The sequence below is a fragment of the Streptomyces sp. GQ60 genome, from assembly GCF_059758875.1.
In genome coordinates this window covers 121,904-148,575 of sequence record NZ_JCAXEG010000001.1, presented here as the reverse complement: position 1 = coordinate 148,575, position 26,672 = coordinate 121,904, and the positions used below count along the sequence as shown (strand labels likewise).

The window sequence follows — 26,672 nt, the reverse complement described above, 5'->3', positions numbered from 1 at the left end:
CGGGTCGGCGACATGGACAGCGGCGCACACGGCGGCAGTGGTATCGGCAGGATGGTGCGCGCTCCCTTCGAGGGGCGGACCTGGCGGGAGTTCGGGTACCTGATGCTCGGGCTGCCGCTCAGCACGCTGTACTTCTCGCTCGCCGTCACCGGCGTCAGCCTCGGCGCCGGACTGCTCGTCACCTTCCTCGGAGTCCCGGTGCTGGCGGGCGTACTGGCCATGTGCCGCGGGTTCGGGCGCGTGGAGCGGGCCCGGGTGCGCGGGATGCTCGGCCACGACATCGCCGAGCCCGCGCCGATCCGGGCGGAGAAGGACGGGGCGATCGCCCGGATGGGGGCGCTGCTCAAGAGCGGCAGCGCCTGGCGGCACGTGCTGTACTCCGTGATCCACTTCCCGTGGGCGGTGTTCGCCTTCTGCGTGGCCCTGACGTTCTGGGCCTACGGGTGGGCCATGCTGCTGTACCCGCTCTGGTTCTGGGTCTTCCCGGCGTTCACCGATCAGCCGGGACTGCAGCTCTTCCAGAACGACGACTACGCCTTCTACCTCGACTCCCCCCTGCGGATCGCGGTGACCTGCGCGACCGGGCTCGCCCTCACCCTCGCCACCCCCTGGGTGGTCCGCGCCCTGGCCACCGTGGACCGGGTGCTCGTCTCCGGGCTGCTCGGGCCGTCGCGGCTCGCGCACCGGGTCAGCGAGCTGGAGTCCGACCGGGGTGTCATGGTCGACACCGCCGCGGCCGATCTGCGGCGCATCGAGCGCGATCTGCACGACGGGGCGCAGGCCCGGCTGGTGGCGCTGGCGATGGATCTGGGGCTGGCGAAGGAGAAGCTCGCGGAGGACCCGCGGGCCGCCGCCCGCATGGTCGACGATGCCCACGGAGAGGTGAAGATCGCCCTCCAGGAGCTGCGCGACCTGGCCCGGGGGATCCACCCCGCGGTGCTGACCGACCGGGGGCTGGACGCGGCCCTGTCCTCGGTGGCCTCGCGGTGCGCGGTGCCGGTACGGGTGGCCGTGGATCTGCCCTCGCGGCCGGCGGCGGCGATCGAGGGGATCGCGTACTTCACCGTGTCGGAGCTGCTGCAGAACGTGAGCAAGCACGCGCAGGCCCGTACGGCCGGGGTCGACGTGTGGAAGTCCGGCGACCGGCTGCTGATCCAGGTCGCCGACGACGGGGTGGGCGGAGCCGGCACCCTGTCCGGTTCGGGGCTGGCGGGGCTGGCCGAGCGGCTGGACGCCGTGGACGGGGTGCTGGTCGTGCACTCCCCCGCCGGCGGCGGGACGACCGTCACCGCCGAGCTGCCCTGGCGGGCCGTCTGAGGACCCTGCCTCCCCCCGACGTCACGCCCTGAGTCGGTCCACCGCGCGGATGCCCCACGGGGGGTGTCCGCGCGCGGTCGCGTGTCGCTCGCGGCCGGCCCACGGGGTGTCGTTCGGCCCGCCGGGGGCGGGGGCCAAAGCCCCGACTTTTGCGGGGTGGGGTGCTCGGGGGGCTTCCGGGGCTGAAAACAGCCGGTCCGACGGTACGCGTTGATCGCGCTCCGGCCATATCCGGACTCAAGACTGGGATGCTTGGCCGAGTCAGGAACACGGGGCATGAGCGGACGCGGGAGCGGCAAAGTCGTGGAAGACAGGGTGCGGGTGGTCATCGCCGAGGATTCAGTGCTGCTGCGTGAGGGCCTGACCCGGTTGCTGACCGACCGGGGGCATGACGTCGTCGCAGGCGTCGGGGACGCGGAAGCCCTGATCAAGACGGTGGCGGAGCTGGCGGCCGAGAACGCGCTGCCGGACGTGGTGGTGGCCGATGTGCGGATGCCGCCGACACACACCGACGAGGGGGTGCGGGCAGCCGTACGGCTGCGGCGCGACCACCCCGGCATAGGCGTGCTCGTGCTGTCCCAGTACGTGGAGGAGCAGTACGCCACCGAGCTGCTGGCCGGCTCCAGTACCGGAGTGGGGTACCTGCTGAAGGACCGGGTGGCCGACGTGCGGGAGTTCCTCGACGCCGTCGTCCGCGTGGCCCGGGGCGGTACCGCCCTGGACCCGGAGGTGGTGGCGCAGCTCCTCGGCCGCAGCCGGAAGCAGGACGTACTGGCGGGGCTGACCCCGCGCGAGCGCGAGGTGCTCGGGCTGATGGCCGAGGGGCGGACCAATTCCGCGGTGGCCAAGCAGCTGGTGGTGAGCGACGGCGCGGTGGAGAAGCACGTCAGCAACATCTTCATGAAGCTGGGCCTGTCGCCCAGTGACGGGGATCACCGGCGCGTGCTGGCGGTTCTCACTTACCTAAGATCTTGATCAACTGACACGCTGTCAGGTAAGGCCGGATTCGGACAGACCGCCGAAGGGGCGGTCCAAAAAATGAGCACCCGGGAGGAATCCCTACGGACGTAGGGTGGAACTTGGGCCAGTGCTCACGCCTCGAAGGAGGTCCAGTTCAGTGACCAGCCAGGTCAGTAGCCCAGCCGAACAGTCCGACGGGGCCGACGGCGCGGTCGTCGGCGAGCAGCGGACGTCTCCGGGCCCGAACGGTGAACCCGCGGGCCGCCCGGGCCGCGGTGGAGACGCCGCGGACGCGGTGACCAAGGAAGTGCGCCAACTCGATCGGGTGATCATCCGCTTCGCGGGTGACTCCGGTGACGGCATGCAGCTCACCGGTGACCGGTTCACCTCGGAAACCGCCTCCTTCGGCAACGACCTCTCGACGCTGCCGAACTTCCCGGCCGAGATCAGGGCGCCCGCCGGCACCCTCCCCGGCGTGTCGTCCTTCCAGCTGCACTTCGCCGACCACGACATCCTGACGCCGGGCGACGCCCCGAACGTGCTGGTGGCGATGAACCCGGCGGCCCTGAAGGCGAACATCGCCGACGTGCCGCGCGGCGCGGAGATCATCGTCAACACCGACGAGTTCACCAAGCGCCCGATGGCGAAGGTCGGCTACGAGACCTCCCCGCTGGAAGACGGCTCGCTGGACGCCTACAACGTCCACCCGGTGCCGCTGACCACCCTCACGGTCGAGGCACTGAAGGATTTCGGGCTCTCCCGCAAGGAGGCCGAGCGCAGCAAGAACATGTTCGCGCTCGGGCTGCTGTCCTGGATGTACCACCGGCCCACCGAGGGCACCGAGACCTTCCTGCGGCAGAAGTTCGCGAGGAAGCCGCAGATCGCGGAGGCGAACGTCACCGCCTTCCGGGCGGGCTGGAACTTCGGCGAGACCACCGAGGACTTCGCCGTCTCCTACGAGGTGGCCCCGGCCACCCGCGCCTTCCCGACCGGCACCTACCGCAACATCTCCGGGAACCTCGCCCTGTCCTACGGGCTGATCGCGGCGGGCCAGCAGGCCGATCTGCCGCTCTACCTGGGCTCGTACCCGATCACCCCGGCCTCGGACATCCTGCACGAGCTGAGCCGGCACAAGAACTTCGGCGTACGCACCTTCCAGGCCGAGGACGAGATCGCCGGCATCGGCGCGGCGCTGGGCGCGGCCTTCGGCGGCGCGCTCGCCGTGACCACCACCTCCGGCCCGGGCGTGGCCCTGAAGTCCGAGACGATCGGCCTCGCGGTCTCCCTGGAGCTGCCGCTGCTGATCGTGGACATCCAGCGCGGCGGCCCCTCCACGGGTCTGCCGACCAAGACGGAGCAGGCCGACCTGCTCCAGGCCATGTACGGGCGCAACGGCGAGGCGCCGGTGCCGATCGTGGCCCCGCGCACCCCGGCGGACTGCTTCGACGCCGCGCTGGACGCGGCCCGGATCGCGCTGACCTACCGGACCCCGGTCTTCCTCCTCTCCGACGGGTACCTGGCCAACGGCTCCGAGCCCTGGCGGATCCCGGACGTGGCGGACCTGCCGGACCTGAAGGTCCAGTTCGCCTCCGGCCCCAACCACGAGCTCGCGGACGGCACCGAGGTCTTCTGGCCGTACAAGCGCGATCCCCAGACCCTGGCCCGCCCGTGGGCGGTTCCGGGCACCCCGGGGCTGGAGCACCGGATCGGCGGCATCGAGAAGCAGGACGGCACGGGCAACATCTCGTACGACCCGGCCAACCACGAGCTCATGGTGCGCACCCGCCAGGCCAAGATCGACGGCATCCGGGTTCCCGACCTGGAGGTCGACGACCCGGACGGCGCGCGGACCCTGGTGATCGGCTGGGGCTCGACGTACGGGCCGATCACGGCCGCCGTGCGCCGGCTGCGGGTCGCCGGGATCCCCATCGCGCAGGCCCACCTGCGCCACCTCAACCCCTTCCCGAGGAATCTGGGTGAGGTCCTGAAGCGTTACGACAAGGTAGTGGTGCCGGAGATGAACCTCGGGCAGCTCGCGACCCTCCTGAGGGCGAAGTACCTGGTCGACGCGGCGTCGTACAACCAGGTGAACGGCATGCCGTTCAAGGCCGAGCAGCTCGCCAACCGTCTCAAGGAGGCCGTCAATGACTGAGGTGACCGCCAGCCCGACCCTGCTCTCACTGGTGCCCAAGGCGGCCGCCAAGCAGTCGATGAAGGACTTCAAGTCGGACCAGGAGGTCCGCTGGTGCCCCGGCTGCGGCGACTACGCGGTGCTCGCTGCCGTCCAGGGCTTCATGCCGGAGCTGGGCCTGGCGAAGGAGAACATCGTCTTCGTCTCGGGCATCGGCTGCTCGTCGCGCTTCCCGTACTACATGGACACCTACGGGATGCACTCGATCCACGGCCGCGCCCCGGCCATCGCCACGGGGCTGGCCACCTCGCGCCGCGACCTGTCGGTCTGGGTCGTCACCGGTGACGGGGACGCGCTCTCCATCGGCGGAAACCACCTGATCCACGCCCTGCGGCGGAACGTCAACCTCAAGATCCTGCTGTTCAACAACCGGATCTACGGCCTGACCAAGGGGCAGTACTCCCCCACCTCCGAGGTCGGCAAGATCACCAAGTCGACCCCGATGGGCTCGCTGGACGCGCCCTTCAACCCGGTCTCGCTCGCGATCGGCGCGGAGGCCTCCTTCGTGGCCCGTACGGTCGACTCCGACCGCAAGCACCTCACCGAGGTGCTGCGCGCGGCGGCCGACCACGAGGGCACGGCGCTGGTGGAGATCTACCAGAACTGCAACATCTTCAACGACGGCGCCTTCGAGGTCCTCAAGGACCACGAGCAGGCCCAGGAGGCCGTGATCCGGCTGGAGCAGGGGCAGCCGATCCGCTTCGGCGCGGACAACGCCAAGGGCGTCGTGCGCAACGCGGCCACCGGCGACCTGGAGGTCGTGACCGTCACCCCGGAGAACGAGTCCCGGATCCTGGTCCACGACGCCTCCTCGGCCTCCCCGACCAACGCGTTCGCGCTGTCCCGGCTGGCCGACCCCGACACGCTGCACCAGACGCCCATCGGGGTGTTCCGCAACGTGCGGCGGCCCGTCTACGACACGCTCATGGCCGAGCAGCTGGAAACGGCCGTGGACCGCAGCGGCAAGGGCGACCTGGGCGCGCTGCTGAGCGGCAACGACACCTGGACCGTCGTCGGCTGAGCCGTCCGGCCCACGGCCCCACAGCTCCACAGCTCCACAGCTGCGCCGCTCCACCCCACGAAGCCCGGACCCCGCACAGCGGGTCCGGGCTTCGTCGCGTCCTCGTGTCATGAGCATCTCGTCGAACGCTAATGACTTTCGGGGCGCGCGGCGCTACCGTCGTCAGGTTGGCTTGAAGTAGCTCTGGAGGTCCCGTGAAGGCACAGAACGACCAGCGCACGGGGTTGCTCTACGGCTTCGCCTCGTACGGGATGTGGGGGATCGTGCCCCTCTTCTGGCCGCTCCTCCAGCCCGCCGGAGCAGTCGAGATCCTCGCCCACCGCATGGTGTGGTCGCTGGCCGTGGTCGGGCTGGCGCTGCTGGCCCTGCGGCGCTGGGGATGGATCGCGGAGCTGCTGCGCCAGCCGCGCAAGCTCGCCCTCACGGGGGTGGCCGCCGCCATAATCACCCTGAACTGGGGCGTGTACATCTGGTCCGTCAACAACGGCGCGGTCGTCGAGGCGAGCCTCGGCTACTTCATCAATCCGCTGGTCACCATCGCGCTCGGCGTGCTGGTCCTCGGCGAACGGCTGCGCCGCACCCAGTGGGCGGCGGTCGGCATCGCCGTCTCGGCCGTCCTGGTCCTGGCCGTCGGGTACGGGCGGCCGCCGTGGATCTCACTGACCCTGGCCTTCTCCTTCGCCCTGTACGGGCTGATCAAGAAGCAGCTCGGCATGGGCGGCCTGGAATCGCTGACCGCCGAGACCGTGATCATGTTCCTGCCGGCCCTCGGCTACCTGCTGTGGCTCGGCTCCCGGGGCGAGTCCACCTTCACCGCCCAGGGACCGGGGCACGCCGCCCTGCTGGCCTCGGCCGGACTGGTCACCGCCATCCCGCTGATCTGCTTCGGCGCGGCCGCGATCCGGGTCCCGCTGTCCACCCTCGGACTCCTCCAGTACATGGCCCCGGTCTTCCAGTTCGGCCTCGGCGTCCTGTACTTCCACGAGGCCATGCCGCCCGCCCGCTGGGCCGGCTTCTCGCTGGTCTGGGCGGCCCTGTCGATCCTCACCTGGGACGCCCTGCGCACCGCCCGCCGCTCCCGGGCCCTGCGCCTGGAGGCCTTGTCGACACCCCTGTCGACACCCCTCCCGAGCACCCTCGCCGGCCCCCTCCCGACCCCGGCGCGCGAGACCGCGTAACACCGCTCGGAGCATCGACGGGCGCGTCTTCGGACGCGCCCGTCCGCATGTCCGCCCCCGCCGCACACTCCCGGCCGCACACCCCCTGCGCCGCACCCCCTCCGTCCGGCCTACCCGTCCATCGGCAGCCCCGTCGTGGCGAGCCGGAGGCCGGGCGGTGCGTGCGCGGCCACCAGGGCCACGGCCTCCCCGGCCGTGGCGACCTCGCCGACCTCGCCGAAGGGATCGCGCCGCACGACGCGGAACCGCCCGTCGGGCAGCGGGATCACGAAGGGGACCGCCACCTCGTAGGGGAAGCGGGTCGTGCTGCTGAAATGCACGTGGCAATGGCTCGTGTACGGGTACAGCTGCCGCAGGAGCGGGTGCGCGTGGGCCGCCTCCAGCACCGCGATGGTGCCGAGGCGCCAGACCTGGGGCCCGAGGCGCTCCAGACCGTCCGCCCATGTCCGCCGCCTGTCGATCCACTGCGTCTCGACGACCGCCGCACGGGTCTCTTCGTTCACATTCATCCCCCCAGTGTGCTCTTGTACCGGCCCTGCGGGCGGCTCCGTCCGCTTTCCGAACGGGTCTGACCGGATTGAGGTCTTGACGGACTGTCATGCTCTCGCTGAACATCAGGCTCGCACTGACGCACGTCGCTCACCTGTTCTTCCCCGCACGTTTCCGCACACGTCCCCAGTACGGAATCCCGGAGCCCCCACATGAGCCTGTCCGTCTCCCGGCGCCTCGCCACCGTGACCGCCCTCGCGGTCGCCGGCCTGTTCGCCGCCACCGCCCCCGCCGCGCTCGCTTCGCCGACCTCGGTCGCCGCCGCGCCCACGCCGCCCGACATCCCGCTCGCCAACGTCAAAGCGCACCTGACGCAGTTGCAGTCGATAGCCACCGCCAACGGCGGCAACCGCGCCCACGGCAGGGCCGGTTACAAGGCCTCGATCGACTACGTGAAGGCCAAGCTGGACGCGGCCGGTTTCACGACCACCCTGCAGACCTTCACCACCAGCGGTGCCACCGGCTACAACCTGATCGCCGACTGGCCGGGCGGCGACCCCAACTCGGTCCTGATGTCCGGCGCCCACCTCGACTCGGTGTCCTCCGGCGCGGGCATCAACGACAACGGCTCCGGCAGTGCCGCCGTCCTGGAGACCGCGCTCGCCGTCTCCCGGGCCGGCCTCACGCCCACGAAGCACCTGCGCTTCGGCTGGTGGGGCGCGGAGGAGCTGGGCCTGGTCGGGTCGAAGTACTACGTCAACAACCTGCCGACCACCGAGCGGGCGAAGTTCTCCGGCTACCTGAACTTCGACATGATCGGCTCGCCGAACCCGGGCTACTTCGTCTACGACGACGACCCGACGATCGAGCAGACCTTCAAGAACTACTACGCGGGCCTCGGCGTCCCGACCGAGATCGAGACCGAGGGCGACGGCCGCTCCGACCACGCGTCCTTCAAGAACGTCGGCATCCCCGTCGGCGGCCTGTTCACCGGCGCCAGCAACACCAAGACGGCGGCGCAGGCGCAGAAGTGGGGCGGCACCTCCGGTCAGGCCTTCGACCGCTGCTACCACTCCTCGTGCGACAACACGTCGAACATCAACGACACCGCCCTGGACCGCAACTCCGACGCCATCGCCTACGCGATCTGGAACCTCGGGTTCGCCGTCCCGGTCCCGCCGGGCCCGTCCTTCGAGAACACGGCGGACGTCTCCATCCCGGACTCCCCGGCCGCCGCGGTGAACTCGCCGATCACGGTCTCGGGCGTCACGGGCAACGCGCCGGCCACCACCAAGGTCGACGTGAACATCGTCCACACCTACAGCGGTGACCTGGTGGTCGACCTGGTCGCCCCCGACGGCACCCTGTACAACCTGCACAACCGCACCGGCGGCAGCGCGGACAACATCGTCAAGTCCGTCACGGTCAACGCCTCCTCCGAGGTCGCCAACGGAGTCTGGAAGCTCCAGGTCAAGGACGTGGCCGCGCAGGACGTCGGCTACATCAACAGCTGGAAGATCACCTTCTAGGCTTCCAGGGACCTGGCCACAAGTGGCCAAGTGGTCTAGTCCTTTGGGGCTCCGGTGTGATCTGATCGGATCATGCCGGAGCTCCTCGCCGTACTGTTCAGCCTGATCGCCCAGGCCTTCGCGGCCGTCAACCCCGACCGGCCGCCGCCGGGGCAGTGCCGGCGGACTTCCCGCCCCTGGAGGCCGTCTCCGCCGACGAGCTCAGCGTCGCGTTCCGCTCCGCCGACGGGGCCACGGAGCTGCGGCTGCACCCGGACGAGGCCCCGATGGTGCTGCGCGTCCTACGTGTCCTGCGCGAGGCCCGGTAGCGAGGCCGACAGCGGCTCCTGGATCCGGGCCCGGAGTTCCTCCGCGACCGCCTCGACATCGGCGTGGCCCAGCTTCGCGGCCTCCACCAGATCGCCGAGTTCCTCCGGCGACGGCAACTGCTTGGCCCCGGCGACCCGGAGGTACGAGCGGGTCGCGGCGGCCGCGTAGAACTCGTTCATCGGGGATTCCAGCGCCGGGCACACGGCGAGGGTGTGCAGAAACGCGGCGGCCCGCCACGCGGTGTCCGGGGCGGGCTGTTCGGGGACCAGGACGAGGTCGTTCTGGTGCCGGGCCACGGCGGCGGCCACTCCGGAGGGATCCCACACGGCGGGATCGGACGGGAGATGGTGGGCCAGAGCGGTCCAGGCCCACTCCATGGTGATCTTCAATGCCCGAACCGCTCCTGGAAGTAGCCCCAGTGGTCGGCGAACTCCTCGATCCCGGACAGGAAGTTCTTCCGGTCCTCGTCGAGCTCGCGTTCCGTGACTTCGGTGATCAGCGCGGTGACCGTCGTGCCCAGGGCCGCCGCACGCGCCTTCAGGCGTTCGTGGAACTCTTCTTCCAGGCGGATGGTGACGTGTCTCGACATGCTTTTCACGGTACAGCGGGGCCGCTGTACACAGGGCCGGAACGGCACAAGGGTGGGCAGGGACACAGTCCCCGCCCACCCTCGGGTGCCGGACGCGCCTACTTGTTGGCGTCGGCCGCCTTCACCAGCTCGTCCTTGGTGACCGCGCCGACGTAGACCTTGCCGTCGTCCGTGATCAGCGCGTTGACCACGCGGGTCTTCAGGACGCGGCCCTCGCCGAACTTCCCGGAGACCTTCTCCCCGAGCGCGTCGAGGAACTGCGAGGCCCCCTTGGGCGCCTTCTCGTCCTTCGCCGCGTCGTCCAGGCCCTTGAGGGTGTTGGCCGCGCCGGTCTCGATCCGGGCGATCGAGGTCCAGCCCTGGCCGAGCACCTTCGGCTCTCCCTTGGCGCCCGCGTCGCCGCCGGTCAGACCGTCCAGGCCGGGGAAGGCCCCCAGCGCGTCCAGGCCCTTGTCCGCGCCGTCCTTGCCACCCTTGCCGTGCTCGCCGTCCGCGCCCTCGGTCACCTTCGCGTCCTTGGGCGGGGTGAAGACGAAGGTGTCGGCGGCGGGCTTGGAGAAGTCCACCTTGGTGAAGCCGGCGTCCACGATCGGCTTGCCGCCGTCGGTGGAGAGCAGCTGCACGCGCAGCGGCACGCCGTTCTTCGCGTCCACCGCGATCTTCACCGAGGCGACCGTCGAACCGGTCCCCTTCGGCTTCAGGAGCAGCTGGTAGGCGTCGCGCCCGGCCACCTGGGCCGTGTCGCCGACGCTGACGTCGGTGGTCGGTCCGGCGGCCTTCAGCACTTCCTGGGCGATCTCCTGCGGGGTGCCCGGGAGGCCCTCGCCGGTCTTGCGCTCGGAGCCCTTGCCGCCCTCGTCACCCTTGTCGCCCTTGTCGGTGGGTGCCTTCTCGTGGAAGACCTCCTTCGACTTGGAGTCGTATCCCCAGACGTCGTCGCCGTTGTGGACGAGGCTGTACTCGTCCTTGCCGTCGACGAAGGTGAGCTTCTGGCGGTCCGGGCCGTCGGCGGCCACGCGGAAGGTGTGGGTGCCGCTCACCAGCTGGGCGAGCTTCTCCTGCGGGTCCGCGGAGCCGCCGGTCACGCCGCCGCCGCCCAGCAGGCCGGCCGGCAGGCTCGGCAGTCCCAGGTCCGTGCTGATCTTGGCGCTGCCGGACAGCTGCTGCACGTCCGAGGCCGCGATCTTCTCGATGAGCTGCTGGGCCGTCACCTTCGGAAGGTCCGGTCCACCGGCGTTCGCGAAGGCCGGAACCATCGCGATCGTGCCGGCGACCACACCGAACACGGCGACCGGTACGGCGTACCGGGCGGCCTTGCGGGTCTTTGCGTTCGTTGCCATGTCTGTCTGCCCTACCTCTGTGTGTACGGCGGCGACCTACCCGTCCACGTCCACCCCGCGCCGCCACTCTCACCCGATCTGGTGGGGATGTGCCTCTATCTGACCAAAGAAGAGGGGGTCGGGGCGTCAGCCCCCGGAGCCAACTGTGCGTACGCCCCAGGGATGACATGACGGGGGCCCGGCCTCCCCCACCCGTAGGGGTTGCCGGGCCCGTGCCCGTGTCTTCGGCGTGTGCGGCCCCCGGTCAGCCGGCGCGGTGGACCACGGCGTCGCAGAGCTCCACCAGCGCGGACTTCGCGAAGCACTCCGGCAGCGGGGCCAGCGTGGCCCGCGCCTCCTCCGCGTACCGCACGGTGTCCCTGCGGGCCCGCTCCAGGGCCGGGTGGACCCGCAGCCGGGCGAGCACCTCGGCGTGCCGGGCGTCGTCCGTCAGGTCGCCGTCCAGGAGCCGTACGAGGGCCAGGTCGTCGGGGTCGCCGCCCTGCGCCGCCATCTCCCGCAGCCGCAGGACGGGGAGCGTCGGGATGCCCTCGCGCAGGTCGGTGCCGGGGGTCTTGCCGGACTCGTGCGAGTCGGAGGCGATGTCGAGGACGTCGTCGGCGAGCTGGAAGGCGGTGCCGAGCCGCTCGCCGTACTGGGTGAGGATGTCGACGACCGACTCGTCGGCGCCGGACATCATCGCGCCGAAGCGGCCGGAGACCGCGATCAGCGAGCCGGTCTTGCCGGCGATGACGTCGAGGTAGTGCTCGACCGGGTCGCGGCCGTCGCGCGGGCCGGCCGTTTCCAGGATCTGGCCCGTCACCAGCCGCTCGAACGCCTCGGCCTGGACCCGTACGGCCTCGGGGCCGAGGTCCGCCAGGATGTGCGAGGCGCGGGCGAACAGGAAGTCACCCGTCAGGACGGCCACGGAGTTGCCCCAGCGGGCGTTGGAGCTCTCCACGCCGCGGCGCACGTCCGCCTCGTCCATGACGTCGTCGTGGTAGAGCGTCGCCAGGTGCGTGAGCTCCACGACCACGGCGGAGGGGACGATCCCGGGCGCGTAGGGATCGCCGAACCGGGACGCGAGCATCACCAGCAGCGGCCGGAACCGCTTGCCGCCGGCGCGGACCAGGTGCTGTGCGGCCTCGGTGATGAAGGGGACTTCGCTCTTGGTGGCTTCCAGCAGACCCGCCTCGACGGCGGCCAGTCCGGTCTGGACATCGGTCTCAAGAGCCTGGTCCCGCACGCTCAGTCCGAACGGCCCGACGACGGTCACGAGGGGTACTCCTGTCTGCTGACGATCACCTTGACGATCACACGGATTGTCGATGTGTCGCTGCCATCACTCAAGCCAGCGTATCCGGTCTGTTTTCGATCACCCAGGGCGCCTGTCCGGGCACGGGTCGCGCACCGGTCGGGCGGTGCCCCATCCGCCCCGGTATGTTCTAGAGCAGCCGAAACAACCGGAGAATGCGTTTTGTCCAGAACTGCTACCGATATAGACGAGCCGCCGGAACCGGAGGCCGACCAGCCGCCACCCGGCGACGACCACGCCTTCCTCGGGCACCCCAGGGGCCTGGCCACGCTCTCCGGGCTGGAGGTCTGGGAGCGCTTCTCGTTCCTGGGCATGCAGGCCATCCTCGTCCTCTACTTCGCGGACACGGTGGCCAACGGCGGCCTGGGGATGAACCCGGGCACCGCGGCCTCCGTCTCCGCGGCCTACGGGACCATGGTCTACCTCGTCTCCGTCGCCGGCGGGTGGCTCGCCGACCGGATCCTCGGTTCGTACCGCGCCGTGCTCTGGGGCGGCATCCTGATCGCCTGCGGCCACTACGCGATGGCCGTGCCGACCGCCGCCATGACCTGGGTGGGCCTCGGCCTGATCAGCGCCGGGACCGGCCTGCTGAAGCCCAACGTGGCCAGCATGGTCGGCAAGCTGTACACGACGGACGACGACCGGCGCGACGCCGGCTTCGCCCTCTACTACATGGGCATCAACATCGGCGCCTTCGCCGGCCCCCTGATCACCGCCTGGCTCGGCGAGCACCAGGGCTGGCACTGGGGCTTCTCCGCCGCCGCGATCGGCATGACCGCGGGCCTGATCCAGTACGTGGCCGGCCGCCGCCACCTGGCGGGGCGCAAGCACTCGGCCACGCCTCTCAACGATCCGGCCGCGCTGGCACCGGACGCGATGCGCTCCGCGGTGACGAAGATCATCGGCGGGATCCTGCTCTTCGCCGCACTCGCCACCCTTCTGGCCCTACTGGGCTGGCTGACGATGGACCGGTTCGTCGACCTGCTCACCCTCACCTCGGTGATCGCACCGGTCGTGTACTTCGCGGTCATGTTCCGCAGCGACCGGGTGACGCCCGCCGAACGGGGCCGCCTGCGCCCGTACGTCGTGCTCTTCCTCGCCTCGGTGGCCTTCAACTTCATCCTCTTCCAGGCCTACTCGACGATGATGCTGCTCGCGTCGACGAACGCCCGCACCGAGATCCTCGGCTTCACCTTCCCGGCCGGCTGGTACGCCTCCGCGCTCGGCGCGTTCGAGGTGCTCCTGGCCCCGGTCGTCGCCGCGCTGTGGGTCCGGATGGGCCACAAGCAGCCGCACGCCTCCAACAAGATCGCCATCGGCGTGATCCTGGGCGGCCTGTCCTTCCTCCTGATGGTCATCCCGACCTCGGGGCACAGCGGCGACGCGTACAAGATGGCCGCCTGGTGGATCATCGGCTCCTACCTGCTGCTCGGCCTCGGCGACGTCCTCCTCGAAACCTCCGGCATGTCGGCCACCACGAAGCTCGCCCCGAAGGCCTTCGCCAGCCAGACCATGGCCCTGTGGTTCCTCTCCCTGGCCCTGGCCAACGGCATCCAGGCCCAAGTCGTCAAGCTCTACGGCCAGGTCTCCAACCCGGCCTACTTCGGCGTCAACGGCGCCCTCGCCGTGGCGGTGGGACTGGCCGTGATCGCCCTCGCACCGTGGCTCAAGCGCACGATGCACCCGGTCCACTGACGCCGGTTGTCCACCGACCCTCCCGAGGAGATGGGCGAGAGAGCTCCGATGATCATCCGTACCGATTTCCCCTACGGGACCACCCACGAGGACGTCCGGATCCCCCTCCGGGACGGCACCCGGCTGTACGCCCGCATCTGGCGCCCGGTCACCGACGAGCCCGTCCCGGCGCTGCTGGAGTACCTCCCGTACCGCCTCACCGACTGGACCGCCCCGCGCGACTGGCAGCGCCACCCCTGGTACGCGGGCCACGGCTACGCCTCCGTACGCGTCGACGTGCGCGGCCACGGCAACAGCGGCGGCGACCCGGGCGACGAGTACGACGCCCAGGAACTCGCCGACGGCGTAGCGGTCGTCGAGTGGCTGGCGGCCCAGCCCTGGTGCACGGGGTCGGTCGGCATGTTCGGCATCTCCTGGGGCGGCTTCAACAGCCTGCAGATCGCGGCACTCGCCCCCGAGCCCCTCAAGGCGATCGTGACCGTCTGCTCCACGGACGACCGCTTCGACAACGACGTGCACTACATGGGCGGCTCCCTCCTCGCCGTCGACATGCACGCGTGGGCGGCGACCATGCTCGCCTTCGCCTCCCGCCCGCCCGACCCGCTCTACGCGGGCGAGGCCTGGCGCGACCAGTGGCTGTCACGCCTCGGCGCGGTGGAACCCCTCCTCCACACCTGGCTCTCCCACCAGACCCGCGACGCGTACTGGCGCCACGGCTCCGTCTGCGAGGACTACGGCGCGATCGGCGCGGCCGTCCTGGCCGTCGGCGGATGGCACGACCCGTACCGCGACACGGTGCTCCGCCTGGTCTCGGCCCTGCCCGCCGACCGGGTCCGGGGCCTGATCGGCCCCTGGTCACACCAGTACCCCGACCGGGGGCTGCCCCCGGGCCCCGCCATCGGCTTCCTCCAGGAGACCCTGCGCTGGTGGGACCACTGGCTCAAGGGCAAGGACACCGGCGTCATGTCCGAACCCCTCCTCCGCTCCTGGATCTCCGAATCCCACCCGCCCGCGACCACCTACCCGACCCTGCCGGGCCGCTGGGTCGGCGACCCGTCCTGGCCCTCTCCGAACGTCGACCCGGTGACGTACGCCCTCCAGGGCGCGCCGGTCGTCGTCCGCTCCCCCCAGCACACGGGCCTGGACGCGGGCCGCTTCTTCCCCTTCGGCAACGACGCCGACCTGCCGCCCGACCAGCGCGAGGAGGACGCGAAGTCGGCCTGCTTCGAGTTCCCCGTCGGGGACGGCTCCGGCCCGGTGGAGATCCTGGGCCGCCCGGTCGTCAGGCTCCGCCTGCGCATGGACGTCCCGTACGGCCAGGTCGTGGCCCGCCTCTGCGACGTGGCCCCCGACGGCTCCTCCACCCTGGTCACCCGGGGCGCACTGAACCTCTCCTCCCGGCAGGGCCGGGACAAGGCGGCGCCGTGGCCGGTGGGTTCGTACGAGGACGTGGCCTTCGACCTCAACGGCATCGGCCACTCCTTCCCGCCCGGACACCGCATCCGCCTGGCCCTCTCCTCGGCCTACTGGCCATGGATCTGGCCCCGGGCCGGCTCGGAGGCGGGCTGGACCCTGGACCCGGCGGGCAGCGCGGTGGAACTCCCGGTCCGCGATGCCCCTGCCGAGGAGGACACGATCCTCTTCGAAGCTCCGGAGCAGTCGGCACCTCTGGGCGTCTCGTACCCGGCGACCCTGGACGCCCCCCGCCCGGAACGGCTGGTCGTACGGGACGTCGCGCGCGGAACATGGCGCCTGGAGGTCGACCCCCGCTACGGCGGCACCCGCGTCTACCCGGACGGCCTGGAGTTCAGCGAGGACGCGCTGGAGGTCTACGAGATCCAGGAGGCGGACCCGCTCTCCGCACGCACGCACTCCAGCTGGACCGTACGGCTGCACCGTCCGGAACTGGGCTGGGACGTCTCGGTGGTGACCCGCTCCGAAATCTCGTGCGACGAGGGCGGCTTCCTCACCTCGAACGAGGTGGTGTGCCGTGAGGGCGACGAGGTCCTGTTCCACCGCACGTGGGAGCGCCGCCTGCCGCGAGCGGCGGTCTAGCCGCCTCCGGGGCCCCGGGAGACCTCCCGGGGGCCGCGGCGGGCGGTCAGACGGCCTTGACGCCGTCGACGAAAGCCGCGAAGGCGGCGGCGGAGAGGTCCAGCACCGGGCTGTCGGCCCGCTTGGAGTCCCGGACGGGCACAACACCGCGCGAGGCGACGAGGTTGGTGGCGACCTCGACGCACGCGCCGCCGTTCCCACTGTAGGAGGACGTGAACCAGCGGGGGGTTTCGGTCGGTCGGGGCGGTCGTCTGGACGTGCTGCCTGGCGTTCGCCGCGGCCCGGGGCGGGATCACGTGACCGGGGTGTGCGGCGCATCCGGCTCGCTGTCCGCCGTACACCTGGACGCGCCGGCAGGACTGCCGGCACTCCGCCAGGTGCTCGGGGCCGGGCCGGAGCTGCGGTGCTCCCTGGAACGGCACGCCGGGCCGCACATGGACGTGCTCCACGAGGGCCCGGCCCCGGGAAGCGCGCTATGGGCCCGCTGGCCCGGTGACGCCGTCCTCACCCTCCCCGACTGCCCGGCGACCGCCGCCGGCGAGGGCTGCGGGCAGTACCTGTCCCACCCGGGCGGCCACACCTGGCAGTTCACGGACCCCTGAGCTTTCCTGTCCGTCATGGACCTCACGCAATCGATGCTCAACGACCTCCTGGACCGGACCGACGCCCCGGGCGGGTCTCTGCACCTGCCGCCGGACATCGATCCGCACCTGCTCGCTTCACGGATCCGACCGTGGACGAGTCCCGCGACGCGGCTCTTCGCGCGGTGCTCGAAGGCCGGGGCGAGACGATTCGGGCATGGGCGTACGGAGGCCAGTGGATCGGCGCCGGGACCGCTCGGGACGCGCAGGGCGTCGTCCGCCCGGTGCTGGCGGCCGTACCGCGGCGGGCGCCGGTGCCGGCCACGGGCAGGACCAGCCGGGACCATGACTGGGTCGAGCGGCTGACAGCCATCACCGTCTGGACCTCGCCCCCGCGCCGGCCGGACGTCGACTGGGCGCGGATCGAGGCAGAGGTGGGCACGCGCCTGCCCGGCGACTACAAGCGCATGGTGGAGACGTTCGGGAAAGGCGCCTTCGACGGATACCTCGATCTGAATCAGGAGCCGTGGACCCACCTCCGCGAGGAAGGCCTGCTCATCTGGGCGGGCACCGAGCACGAGAACCTGTACTGCTGGCAGACCGACGACAGCACCGACCCGGACCGCTGGTCCGTCGCCATCCGGACCTTCGACGACGACGTGGCCGTCTTCGACTGCTCGGCGGCGGAGTTCGTCTGCCGCATCCTCCTCGACCCGCACCGTCCGTTCACGATGGCCCGCTACTTCGACGCCCACTGGTACATGCACTACCGCGACGAGGAGTGACCGTGACCCGACGTACTGCCTCGGCTAAGCGGCGAACAACCGCTCCAGCACCACCGCGATGCCGTCCTCCTCGTTCGAGAGGGTGACCTCGTCCGCGACGGCCAGCAGCTCCCGGTGGGCGCCCGCCATCGCGACTCCGTACGCGGCCCACGCGAACATCGGGATGTCGTTCGGCATGTCGCCGAAGGCGATCGTCGAGGACCCCGCCACGTCCAGGAGCTGCGCCGCCACCGCCAGGCCGCTCGCCTTGTCGATGCCCGGGGGCTGGAGTTCGACCGTGTGCTCCCCCGCCATCGTGACGTTGACCAGGTCCCCGACCACGCCCCGGGCGATCTCCGTCAGCTCGTCGTCCGACAGCAGCGGATGCTGGAGGAGCACCTTGTTGATCGGCGCGGCCCACAGATCGGACCGCCGTGCAACCGGCACCGTCGGCAGGTGCGGGTGCCACATCCGGTAGCCCGGACCCATCAGCATCTCCGCGTCGACGCCCTCCTGGTTGACCGCCGCCCAGACCTCCCCGACCTCCGCCTCGATCTTCCCGAGGGCGACTTCGGCCAGCTCCCGGTCCAGGGGCACGGAGTGCAGCATCCGCCCGGCGGCGGCGTCGTAGACCTGTGCTCCCTGCCCGCACACCGCGAGCCCCGTGTAGCCGAGGCCGTCCAGGACGTGGCGGACCTGCGGGACGGGGCGGCCTGTCACGATGATGTGCCGGGCGCCGGCCGCGCGGGCAGCGGCGAGGGCCGCGTGGGAGCGGGCCGAGACGGTGTCTCCGGCGCGCAGCAGAGTCCCGTCCAGGTCGGTGGCCACGAGTGCATAGGGGAGGGCGGAAGTCACGCGTCCAAGGATACGGACCTCCTCGGACAAATCTTACAAATAGTGCCCGAATCCGGCCTCCCGCACGCCCCACCAGCCCCTTAACCTGTCAAGCAGCTCCCGGGACACCCCCGGGCCGCGTCGAAAGCGAGGCAGCACCCCATGCCCCAGCAGAGCCCCCTCGATGTGCCCGAGGGCGACCCGTTCGGGCCGCACAACCTCCCCTACGGCGTGTTCTCCACCGCCGGCGAGGAGCGGCGCCGGATCGGTGTCCGCATCGGCGGGTACGTGCTCGACGCCGGCGCGGCCGCGGCCGCGCTCGGGTCCCCGTACGCCGGACTGCTCGGGCAGCCCTCGCTCAATCCGCTGCTCGCCGCGGGCCGTACCGCCTGGAAGGACGTGCGCCGCGCGCTGACCGCCTGGGTCACCGACCCCGGCCACCGCCCCTCCGTGGAGCCGCACCTGCTGCCGCTGGAAGACGTGACGCTGCACCTCCCGTACGAGGTCGCCGACTACGTCGACTTCTACGCGAGCGAGCACCACGCGACGAACGTCGGCAAGATCTTCCGGCCGGACGGGGACGCGCTGACCCCCAACTGGAAGCACCTCCCCATCGGTTACCACGGCCGGGCCGGGACCATCGTGGTGTCGGGCACGGACGTCGTACGACCCTCCGGCCAGCGCAAGGCGCCCGCCGACCCGGCGCCCGTCTTCGGGCCCTCCGTGAAGCTCGACATCGAGGCCGAGGTCGGCTTCGTCGTCGGCACCCCCTCGGAGCAGGGCCGTCCGGTGGCCCTCGGCGACTTCGAGGAGCACGTCTTCGGACTGTTCCTTCTGAACGACTGGTCCGCGCGCGACATCCAGGCCTGGGAGTACGTGCCGCTCGGCCCCTTCCTCGGCAAGTCCTTCGCCACCTCCGTCTCCGCATGGGTCACCCCCCTGGAGGCCCTGGACGCGGCCCGCGTCGCCCCGCCGGCCCGCGACTTCCCGCTCCTGCCCTACCTCGACGACGCCGCCGCCGACCGCCCCGGCGGCTTCGACCTGCGCATCACCGTGTCGATCAACGGGCAGGAGGTGGCCGCGCCGCCGTTCGCGTCGATGTACTGGACCGCCGCCCAGCAGCTCGCGCACATGACCGTCAACGGCGCCTCGCTGCGCACCGGCGACGTGTACGGCTCGGGCACCGTCAGCGGCCCGGAGACCGGCCAGCGCGGCTCGCTGCTGGAGCTCACCTGGAACGGCCGCGACGCCATCGAGCTCACCGACGGCAAGCGCACCTTCCTGGAGGACGGCGACACCGTCACCCTCACCGCGTGGGCCCCGGGCGCCGACGGCACCCGGGTGGGCCTCGGCGAGGTCAGCGGCCGCATCGTGAGCACCCTCTAGTCCACATCTCGGGACGGCGGGGGTGGCGGAAGATCCGTCACCCCCGCCGTTCTCGCAGCTCATCGCCGTACGCCAACACCCGCGAGCGGCACAACACTGCGGCTGAACAGACCCACCACCGGCGGGGCTGGAGGCGGCCGGGCCGGGGACGGGGGCGGGGTGGGGTGTTGGCCGGGACGTAAAGCGTGATTTGTGGCGCAAAGGAAGCCCATCCCAGTCGAAGCGGATCACAGGGCGCCTAAATCATGCAGTCCAGGCCGACACCCCACCCCGCCCCCGGCACCGGCCCCCACCCGCAGCCAGGCCCACCGGGCCAACCCAGCCCCGCCGGCGTTCGAGGCGCAGGGGTCCGGGGACCGGTCCCCGGCAACGGCGCCGCAGGTGGGGACCACACGATCGGGCCACCCGTCTGGCACCGGCCCCGCCCGACCCGCACGCTGCGGGCATGACCCCCGCCCCCGGCATCCTCGCTCTGGCCGCCACCGCCACCGCGACCGCCACCGCCACAACCCTCGCGCCGCAGGCACTCGCACTCGCCCACGCCCCGGACCACCTCGCCCTAGCCACCGCGTACCGCGCGACCGCCCCGTACCTGCACCCCCACACCGCCGCGGCCGCCGGCTACGCCCCCGACGCGTACTGCGTCCCCGGCAAGGCCGGGGCAGGGGGGCTCGGTTACCCCCACTTCAACCACGCCCACGACGACTCCCTCGACCCCGCGAAGCCCACCGCCCTGATCTACGTGGACGACGCCCGCGGCACCCGCCGCCTCGCCGCCCTCGAATGGGTGTTCACGGGACGGGACCGCCCCCCGAACCTGTTCGGCGCGTCGTTCAACGGCCCGATGCCCGGAAAGTTCCCGGGCCAGCCGTTCCACTACAGGCTGCGGGTCTGGCTCTGGAAGGAGAACCCCAGCGGCCGCTTCGCCCTGTACAACCCGGACGTGAGCTGCCGCCCGGGAACCACCCGTCCGGCCCCAACCCAACTCTCCGCACCCCCCGTTCGGAGCCCCGCCACGTGCAGCCCCACCGCCTTGCCCGGATGGTGGACGAAAGCCCGCGAAGCCGTACCCGCCCCCGAACGGCAGGAGTCCCCATGTCCCTCCGCCCCCGCAAAGCCTTCCTGACCTGCGCGGCCGCCATATCCCTCGGCCTGGCCGCCACCGCCACCGGCACCACCGCCACCACCGCCCACGGCGTCGAGGGCCCCGCCCCCGACCCGACCAACAAGCAGGCGATGCGCGACATGGCCACGGCGATCCGGGTGACGGCCAAGTACGCGGACGAGCGCGAGGCCCTCAAGGACGGGTACGTCCCGCACGGCACGGAGTGCATGACCAACCCGTTCGGGGCGGGCTCCATGGGCTACCACTACGTCAAGGAAGCCAACTGGGGCTCGACGGACCCGAGCAAGCCGGCCGCCCTGCTCTACAGCACCTCGAAGGACAAGAACGGCCGTCGCAAGCTCCAGACCGTGGAGTGGATGTCCACCGACCGGGACCAGGACCTGAAGACCACCGACGACCGCCCGACCATGTTCGGCCTCCCCTTCGACGGGCCGATGCCGGGTCACTGGCCGGGCATGCCCAAGCACTACGACCTGCACATGTGGGCGTACGAGGACAACCCGGCGGGCCGCTTCCACAACTGGAACCCCGCCCTGACCTGCCCCGCCAAGCCCGGCACCCCGACGAAGCCCACCGACGCACACGACCACGGACGCTAGCCCGTCAAAGAACTGCGCGCGTTCGGTCATCGGGGAGACGGCATCTTCAGCTACGGCGGCTCCAACCGCTACGGCGTCTTCAACAGCTACGGCGGCTCCAGCCCGTAGGACCACCCGGCACGGCAAAGGGCCCGGCCCCCGGTGAGGGGGAGCCGGGCCCTGTCGCGTCCGGGAGGACGGTCAGCGCACGAACGTGCTCGCACTGCCCGCCAGGTCCAGGAAGTACTGCGGGGCCACGCCCAGCACCACCGTGACCGCCACGCCCACCGCGATCGTCGTCATCGTCAGCGGGGACGGGACGGCGACCGTGGGGCCGTCCGCCTTCGGCTCGCTGAAGAACATCAGGACGATCACCCGGATGTAGAAGAACGCGGCGATCGCGGACGAGATGACACCCACCACGACCAGCGCTCCCGCGCCGCCCTCCGCCGCCGCCTTGAACACGGCGAACTTGCCGGAGAAGCCGGAGGTCAGCGGGATGCCCGCGAAGGCGAGCAGGAAGACCGCGAAGACCGCCGCCGTCAGTGGTGAACGGCGTCCCAGACCGGCCCACTTGGACAGGTGCGTGGCTTCGCCGCCCGCGTCGCGGACCAGCGTGACCACCGCGAAGGCGCCGATCGTCACGAAGGAGTACGCGCCCAGGTAGAAGAGGACGGACTGGACGCCCTCCGCCGAGGTGGCGATCACACCGGCCAGGATGAAGCCGGCGTGCGCGATCGAGGAGTAGGCCAGGAGCCGCTTGACGTCGGTCTGGGTCACGGCGATGACCGCGCCCGCCAGCATCGTGACGATCGCGACGCCCCACATGACCGGCCGCCAGTCCCAGCGCAGGCCGGGCAGCACCACGTACAGCAGCCGCAGGAGGGCGCCGAAGGCGGCCACCTTCGTCGCCGCGGCCATGAAGCCGGTGACCGGGGTGGGGGCGCCCTGGTAGACGTCAGGGGTCCACATGTGGAAGGGGACCGCGCCGACCTTGAAGAGCAGGCCCATCAGGATCAGCGCGCCGCCGATCAGCAGCAGCGCGTCGTTGCCCATGGTGACGGCGAGCGCCGGGTCGATGTTCGCCACGGTGCCGTCGACGACGTCCGCGATCGCCGCGTAGGAGACCGAGCCCGCGTACCCGTAGACGAGCGCGATGCCGAAGAGGAGGAAGGCGGAGGAGAAGGCGCCGAGCAGGAAGTACTTGACGGCCGCCTCCTGCGACATCAGCCGCTGGCGGCGGGCGACGGCGCAGAGCAGGTACAGCGGGAGGGAGAAGACCTCCAGGGCCACGAACAGCGTCAGCAGGTCGTTGGCCGCCGGGAAGATCAGCATTCCGGCGATCGCGAACAGGGCGAGCGGGAAGACCTCGGTGGTGGTGAAGCCCGCCTTGACGGCTTCCTTCTCGCTTTCGCTGCCCGGTACGGACGCCGCCTGCGCGGCGAAGGAGTCCACCCGGTTGCCGTGGGCCGCCGGGTCCAGGCGCCGCTCGGCGAAGGTGAAGATCGCCACGACCGACGCCAGGATGATGGTGCCCTGCAGGAACAGCGCCGGGCCGTCGACGGCGACGGCGCCCATGGCCGCGATGTGCGCCTTGGAGCTGCCGTACCCGCCCGCGGCGAGCCCGACGACCGCCGCGAAGGCCGAGGCCAGCGCGGCGACGGCGAGGAACACCTGCGTGTAGTAACGGGCCTTGCGCGGCACGAAGGCCTCGACGAGGACTCCGATGATCGCCGCGCCCAGCACGATGAGCGTGGGCGAGAGCTGGGCGTACTCGATCTGCGGGGCCGGGATCTTGTCGATCGGTGCCGCGGCCGCCAGTGTCGGCAGCAGGTTCTGGGCAGCAGTCACGGTGCTCACTTCGACTCCTCCCCCTCGTTGGCGTGCTTCGCCTCGACGGCCACCTCGGGCTTCGGGTCCGTCTGCTTCACGTCCGACATGGTGTGCTTCACCGCCGGGTTGACGATGTCGGTCAGGACCTTCGGGTAGACGCCCAGTCCGATCAGCAGCGCGATCAGCGGGGCGACCACCAGGACCTCCCGCAGGCGCAGGTCCGGCATGGTGCGGACCTCCTCCTTGACCGGGCCGGTCATGGTGCGCTGGTAGAGGACCAGCGTGTAGAGCGCCGCCAGCACGATGCCGAAGGTGGCGATGATGCCGACGACCGGGTACCGGGCGAACGTGCCGACCAGGACCAGGAACTCGCTGACGAACGGGGCGAGGCCGGGCAGCGACAGGGTCGCGAGACCGCCGATCAGGAAGGTGCCGGCCAGCACCGGGGCCACCTTCTGCACGCCGCCGTAGTCGGCGATGAGCCGGGAGCCGCGCCGCGAGATCAGGAAGCCGGCGACCAGCATGAGCGCCGCCGTCGAGAGCCCGTGGTTGACCATGTACAGCGCCGCGCCCGACTGGCCCTGGGAGGTCATCGCGAAGATGCCCAGGATGATGAAGCCGAAGTGCGAGATGGAGGCGTACGCCACCAGCCGCTTGATGTCCCGCTGCCCGCAGGCGACCAGCGCGCCGTAGACGATGCTGATCAGGGCCAGGACCAGGATCACCGGCGTGGCCCACTTGCTGGCTTCGGGGAAGAGCCCGAGGCAGAAGCGGAGCATCGCGAAGGTGCCGACCTTGTCGACGACCGCGGTGATCAGGACCGCGACCGGGGCCGTGGCCTCGCCCATCGCGTTGGGCAGCCAGGTGTGCAGCGGCCAGAGCGGGGCCTTCACCGCGAAGGCGAAGAAGAAGCCGAGGAACAGCCACCGCTCGGTGTTGGTCGCCATGTCGAGCGTGCCCGCGGCGCGGGCGGCGGCGATCTCCTGGAGCGAGAAGTTGCCGGCGACCACGTACAGCCCGATGACGGCGGCCAGCATGATCAGGCCGCCGACCAGGTTGTAGAGGAGGAACTTGACCGCCGCGTACGAGCGCTGCGCGGCCGCGTTCTCGTCCGACCCGCCCGCCGCGGCAGCGGCTGATCGAGAGGAAGTGGCCCGGTCCCCGAAGCCGCCGATGAGGAAGTACATCGGGATGAGCATGGCTTCGAAGAAGATGTAGAAGAGGAAGACGTCGGTGGCCTCGAAGGAGATGATCACCATCGCCTCGACCAGCAGGATCAGGGCGAAGAACCCCTGCGTCGGCCGCCAGCGCTGGCTCTTGGTCTCCAGCGGGTCGGCGTCGTGCCAGCCGGCCAGGATGATGAAGGGCATCAGAACCGCGGTGAGTGCGATCAGCGCCACCCCGATGCCGTCGACGCCCAGTTCGTAGCGGACGCCGAAGTCGGCGATCCAGGAACGCGATTCGGTGAGCTGGTAGCGGTCGCCGCCGGGCTCGAAGCGGACCGCGACGAGCACGGCCAGGGCCAGGGTCGCCAGCGAGAAGAACAGGGCGAGCCATTTGGCGGCGGTCCGGCGGGCGGCCGGGACGGCCGCCGTCAGGATCGCACCGACCGCGGGGACCGCGGCCGTCACCGTCAGAAGCGGGAAATTCATCTCACACCGCCCTCATCAGCAGGGTCGCGGCGATCAGGATCGCCGTGCCCCCGAACATCGAGACCGCGTAGCTGCGGGCGTAGCCGTTCTGCAGCTTGCGCAGCCGGCCCGACAGCCCGCCGACTCCGGCGGCCGTCCCGTTGACCACGCCGTCGACCAGGCTGTGGTCGACGTAGACGAGGGAGCGGGTCAGGTGCTCCCCGCCGCGGACCAGGACCACGTGGTTGAAGTCGTCCTGGTAGAGGTCCCGTCGGGCCGCCCGGGTGAGGAGCGAGCCGCGCGGGGCGGTGACCGGGACGGGCTTCCTGCCGTACATCACCCAGGCGACGGCGACGCCGATGACGAGGACCACCATGGTGGCCAGCGTCACCGTCAGCGCGCTGACCGGCGGGTGTCCGTGCTCGTACCCGGTGACGGGCTCCAGCCAGCCCAGGAACCGGTCGCCGATCCCGAAGAAGCCGCCCGCGAAGACCGAGCCGAAGGCCAGGACGATCATCGGGATGGTCATGGACTTCGGGGACTCGTGCGGGTGGGGAAGCTCGCCGGGGTGCGCGTCGGCGCCCGGCTCGACGCCGGGGGTCGTGGCCGGGTCCGGCGCCGGCTGCCAGCGCTTCTCGCCGAAGAAGGTGAGGATCATGACCCGGGTCATGTAGAAGGCGGTGATCGCCGCTCCGAGGAGGGTCACCCCGCCGAGGATCCAGCCCTGGGTGCCGCCCTTCGCGAAGGCGGCCTCGATGATCATGTCCTTGGAGAAGAAGCCCGACAGCCCCGGGAACCCGATGATGGCGAGGTACCCCAGCCCGAAGGTCACGAAGGTCACCGGCATGTACTTCCGCAGGCCGCCGTACTTGCGCATGTCGACCTCGTCGTTCATCCCGTGCATCACGGAACCGGCGCCGAGGAAGAGGCCCGCCTTGAAGAACCCGTGCGTGACCAGGTGCATGATCGCGAACACGTACCCGATGGGGCCGAGGCCGGCCGCCAGGATCATGTAGCCGATCTGCGACATCGTCGACCCGGCGAGGGCCTTCTTGATGTCGTCCTTGGCGCAACCGACGATCGCACCGAAGAGGAGCGTGACCGCACCGACCACGACGACCGCGGTCTGCGCGTCCGGCGCCCCGTTGAAGATGGCTCCCGAGCGGACGATCAGGTAGACGCCGGCGGTGACCATGGTCGCCGCGTGGATGAGGGCCGAGACCGGGGTCGGGCCCTCCATCGCGTCGCCGAGCCAGGACTGCAGCGGCACCTGCGCCGACTTGCCGCACGCGGCGAGCAGCAGCATCAGGGCGATCGCCGTCAGCTTGCCCTCGCCGGCCTCGGACACCGAGCCGAGCACGGGGCCGAAGGCGAAGGTTCCGAAGGTGGTGAACATCAGCATGATGGCGATCGAAAGGCCCATGTCGCCGACCCGGTTGACCAGGAAGGCCTTCTTCGCGGCGGTGGCCGCGCTGGGCTTGTGCTGCCAGAAGCCGATGAGGAGGTACGAGGCGAGGCCCACGCCTTCCCAGCCGACGTACAGCAGGAGGTAGTTGTCGGCGATGACCAGGAGCAGCATCGCGGCGACGAAGAGGTTGAGGTAGCCGAAGAAGCGGCGGCGGCGCTCGTCGTGCTCCATGTACCCGATGGAGTACACGTGGATGAGCGTGCCCACGCCGGAGATCAGCAGGACGAAGGTCATCGACAGCTGGTCGAGCTGGAAGCCGATGTCGGCCTGGAAGCCCTCCACCGGAATCCAGCTGAACAGCCGCTGGTGGAAGGTCCGGTCCTCGGCGCCCTTGCCGAGCATGTCGGCGAAGAGGGCGAGGCCGATGCCGAAGGAGACGGCGGCGAACAGGGTGCCGATCCAGTGGCCGGTCTTGTCGAGACGGCGGCCGCCGCAGAGCAGCACCACCGCTCCGAGCAGGGGCGCTGCTACCAGCAGCGCGATCATGTTCTCCACAGCGACCCC

23 protein-coding genes and 1 pseudogene are annotated in these 26,672 nt (G+C 70.9%); 14 read left to right on the top strand and 10 right to left on the bottom strand.

The features are described 5' to 3' along the window. The first annotated feature begins 12 nt into the window (after positions 1-12). The 5 genes from AC6CKD_RS00755 to rarD all read left to right on the top strand — a co-directional run bounded on the left by AC6CKD_RS00755 (position 13) and on the right by rarD (position 6,667). Entirely contained in the window at positions 13-1,317 is a 1,305-nt protein-coding gene (locus AC6CKD_RS00755) for a sensor histidine kinase (protein ID WP_498324535.1), read from the top strand. Positions 1,318-1,632: 315 nt separating this feature from the next. Continuing rightward, a complete protein-coding gene (locus tag AC6CKD_RS00750) occupies positions 1,633-2,292 on the top strand; it encodes a response regulator transcription factor (protein WP_308313410.1) in 660 nt (219 codons plus the stop codon). 142 nt (positions 2,293-2,434) lie between these two features. Beyond that, a complete protein-coding gene (locus AC6CKD_RS00745) occupies positions 2,435-4,429 on the top strand; it encodes a 2-oxoacid:acceptor oxidoreductase subunit alpha (protein WP_498324534.1) in 1,995 nt (664 codons plus the stop codon). Further along, a complete protein-coding gene (locus AC6CKD_RS00740) occupies positions 4,422-5,489 on the top strand; it encodes a 2-oxoacid:ferredoxin oxidoreductase subunit beta (RefSeq protein ID WP_498324533.1) in 1,068 nt (355 codons plus the stop codon). Before AC6CKD_RS00745 ends, AC6CKD_RS00740 begins: the two co-directional genes overlap by 8 nt. Positions 5,490-5,683: 194 nt before the next feature. Then, entirely contained in the window at positions 5,684-6,667 is a 984-nt protein-coding gene (rarD, locus tag AC6CKD_RS00735; RefSeq protein ID WP_498324532.1) for an EamA family transporter RarD, read from the top strand. Positions 6,668-6,777: 110 nt separating this feature from the next. Here rarD and AC6CKD_RS00730 read toward each other — a convergent pair whose 3' ends face one another. Then, on the bottom strand, positions 6,778-7,176 hold the full coding sequence (locus AC6CKD_RS00730; RefSeq protein ID WP_498324531.1) for a DUF6193 family natural product biosynthesis protein: 399 nt from the start codon (positions 7,174-7,176) through the stop codon (positions 6,778-6,780). 192 nt (positions 7,177-7,368) lie between these two features. Here AC6CKD_RS00730 and AC6CKD_RS00725 point away from each other — a divergent pair, with 192 nt between their 5' ends. Continuing rightward, a complete protein-coding gene (locus AC6CKD_RS00725) occupies positions 7,369-8,685 on the top strand; it encodes a M28 family metallopeptidase (protein WP_498324530.1) in 1,317 nt (438 codons plus the stop codon). Between the two features lie 155 nt (positions 8,686-8,840). Further along, positions 8,841-8,993, top strand: a complete 153-nt coding sequence (locus AC6CKD_RS00720; protein WP_498324529.1) for a hypothetical protein — start codon at positions 8,841-8,843, stop codon at positions 8,991-8,993. Here the strand turns inward: AC6CKD_RS00720 and AC6CKD_RS00715 are convergent. The 4 genes from AC6CKD_RS00715 to AC6CKD_RS00700 form a co-directional block, all read right to left on the bottom strand. Further along, positions 8,967-9,383: a hypothetical protein gene (locus AC6CKD_RS00715; protein WP_498324528.1), complete on the bottom strand. Its 417-nt coding sequence runs from the start codon at positions 9,381-9,383 to the stop codon at positions 8,967-8,969. The genes AC6CKD_RS00720 and AC6CKD_RS00715 overlap by 27 nt on opposite strands. After that, complete coding sequence (locus tag AC6CKD_RS00710; RefSeq protein ID WP_239516343.1) at positions 9,380-9,583, bottom strand: ribbon-helix-helix domain-containing protein; 204 nt, start codon at positions 9,581-9,583, stop codon at positions 9,380-9,382. The genes AC6CKD_RS00715 and AC6CKD_RS00710 overlap by 4 nt, the downstream gene beginning before the upstream one ends. Before the next feature lie 98 nt (positions 9,584-9,681). Next, complete coding sequence (locus tag AC6CKD_RS00705) at positions 9,682-10,923, bottom strand: LolA family protein (RefSeq protein WP_498324527.1); 1,242 nt, start codon at positions 10,921-10,923, stop codon at positions 9,682-9,684. A gap of 244 nt (positions 10,924-11,167) precedes the next feature. After that, entirely contained in the window at positions 11,168-12,178 is a 1,011-nt protein-coding gene (locus AC6CKD_RS00700) for a polyprenyl synthetase family protein (RefSeq protein ID WP_498324526.1), read from the bottom strand. 201 nt (positions 12,179-12,379) lie between these two features. Here AC6CKD_RS00700 and AC6CKD_RS00695 point away from each other — a divergent pair, with 201 nt between their 5' ends. Then, the gene (locus AC6CKD_RS00695; RefSeq protein ID WP_498324525.1) at positions 12,380-13,912 is read left to right on the top strand and encodes a peptide MFS transporter; all 1,533 of its coding nucleotides are present in this window, start codon (positions 12,380-12,382) and stop codon (positions 13,910-13,912) included. A 48-nt stretch (positions 13,913-13,960) separates the two neighbouring features. Beyond that, a complete protein-coding gene (locus AC6CKD_RS00690) occupies positions 13,961-15,967 on the top strand; it encodes a CocE/NonD family hydrolase (protein WP_498324524.1) in 2,007 nt (668 codons plus the stop codon). Positions 15,968-16,013: 46 nt separating this feature from the next. Here AC6CKD_RS00690 and AC6CKD_RS00685 read toward each other — a convergent pair. After that, a pseudogene (locus AC6CKD_RS00685) lies at positions 16,014-16,202 on the bottom strand (DUF397 domain-containing protein); the annotation flags it as partial. A gap of 70 nt (positions 16,203-16,272) precedes the next feature. Between AC6CKD_RS00685 and AC6CKD_RS00680 the strand changes: the two are divergent. Both AC6CKD_RS00680 and AC6CKD_RS00675 read left to right on the top strand, forming a co-directional pair. Next, positions 16,273-16,569 (top strand): hypothetical protein, encoded by a 297-nt coding sequence (locus AC6CKD_RS00680; RefSeq protein WP_498324523.1) that lies wholly within the window; start codon positions 16,273-16,275, stop codon positions 16,567-16,569. 131 nt (positions 16,570-16,700) lie between these two features. After that, complete coding sequence (locus tag AC6CKD_RS00675) at positions 16,701-17,333, top strand: SMI1/KNR4 family protein (RefSeq protein ID WP_498324522.1); 633 nt, start codon at positions 16,701-16,703, stop codon at positions 17,331-17,333. Positions 17,334-17,357: 24 nt separating this feature from the next. Here AC6CKD_RS00675 and AC6CKD_RS00670 read toward each other — a convergent pair whose 3' ends face one another. Continuing rightward, positions 17,358-18,167 (bottom strand): HAD family hydrolase, encoded by an 810-nt coding sequence (locus AC6CKD_RS00670; RefSeq protein ID WP_498324521.1) that lies wholly within the window; start codon positions 18,165-18,167, stop codon positions 17,358-17,360. A gap of 141 nt (positions 18,168-18,308) precedes the next feature. Between AC6CKD_RS00670 and fahA the strand changes: the two genes are divergently transcribed. The 3 genes from fahA to AC6CKD_RS00655 all read left to right on the top strand — a co-directional run bounded on the left by fahA (position 18,309) and on the right by AC6CKD_RS00655 (position 21,257). Next, complete coding sequence (gene fahA / locus AC6CKD_RS00665; protein WP_498324520.1) at positions 18,309-19,532, top strand: fumarylacetoacetase; 1,224 nt, start codon at positions 18,309-18,311, stop codon at positions 19,530-19,532. Between the two features lie 445 nt (positions 19,533-19,977). Next, positions 19,978-20,658 (top strand): hypothetical protein, encoded by a 681-nt coding sequence (locus AC6CKD_RS00660; RefSeq protein ID WP_498324519.1) that lies wholly within the window; start codon positions 19,978-19,980, stop codon positions 20,656-20,658. Continuing rightward, positions 20,628-21,257: a hypothetical protein gene (locus AC6CKD_RS00655; protein WP_498324518.1), complete on the top strand. Its 630-nt coding sequence runs from the start codon at positions 20,628-20,630 to the stop codon at positions 21,255-21,257. The genes AC6CKD_RS00660 and AC6CKD_RS00655 overlap by 31 nt, the downstream gene beginning before the upstream one ends. Before the next feature lie 180 nt (positions 21,258-21,437). Here the strand turns inward: AC6CKD_RS00655 and nuoN are convergent, their stop codons facing one another. The 3 genes from nuoN to nuoL are packed head-to-tail and all read right to left on the bottom strand — an operon-like array spanning position 21,438 to position 26,663. After that, complete coding sequence (gene nuoN, locus AC6CKD_RS00650; protein WP_498325382.1) at positions 21,438-23,057, bottom strand: NADH-quinone oxidoreductase subunit NuoN; 1,620 nt, start codon at positions 23,055-23,057, stop codon at positions 21,438-21,440. Positions 23,058-23,092: 35 nt separating this feature from the next. Beyond that, complete coding sequence (locus AC6CKD_RS00645; protein ID WP_498324517.1) at positions 23,093-24,721, bottom strand: NADH-quinone oxidoreductase subunit M; 1,629 nt, start codon at positions 24,719-24,721, stop codon at positions 23,093-23,095. Between the two features lies 1 nt (position 24,722). Then, the gene (nuoL, locus tag AC6CKD_RS00640; protein ID WP_498324516.1) at positions 24,723-26,663 is read right to left on the bottom strand and encodes an NADH-quinone oxidoreductase subunit L; all 1,941 of its coding nucleotides are present in this window, start codon (positions 26,661-26,663) and stop codon (positions 24,723-24,725) included. Positions 26,664-26,672: the final 9 nt, after the last annotated feature.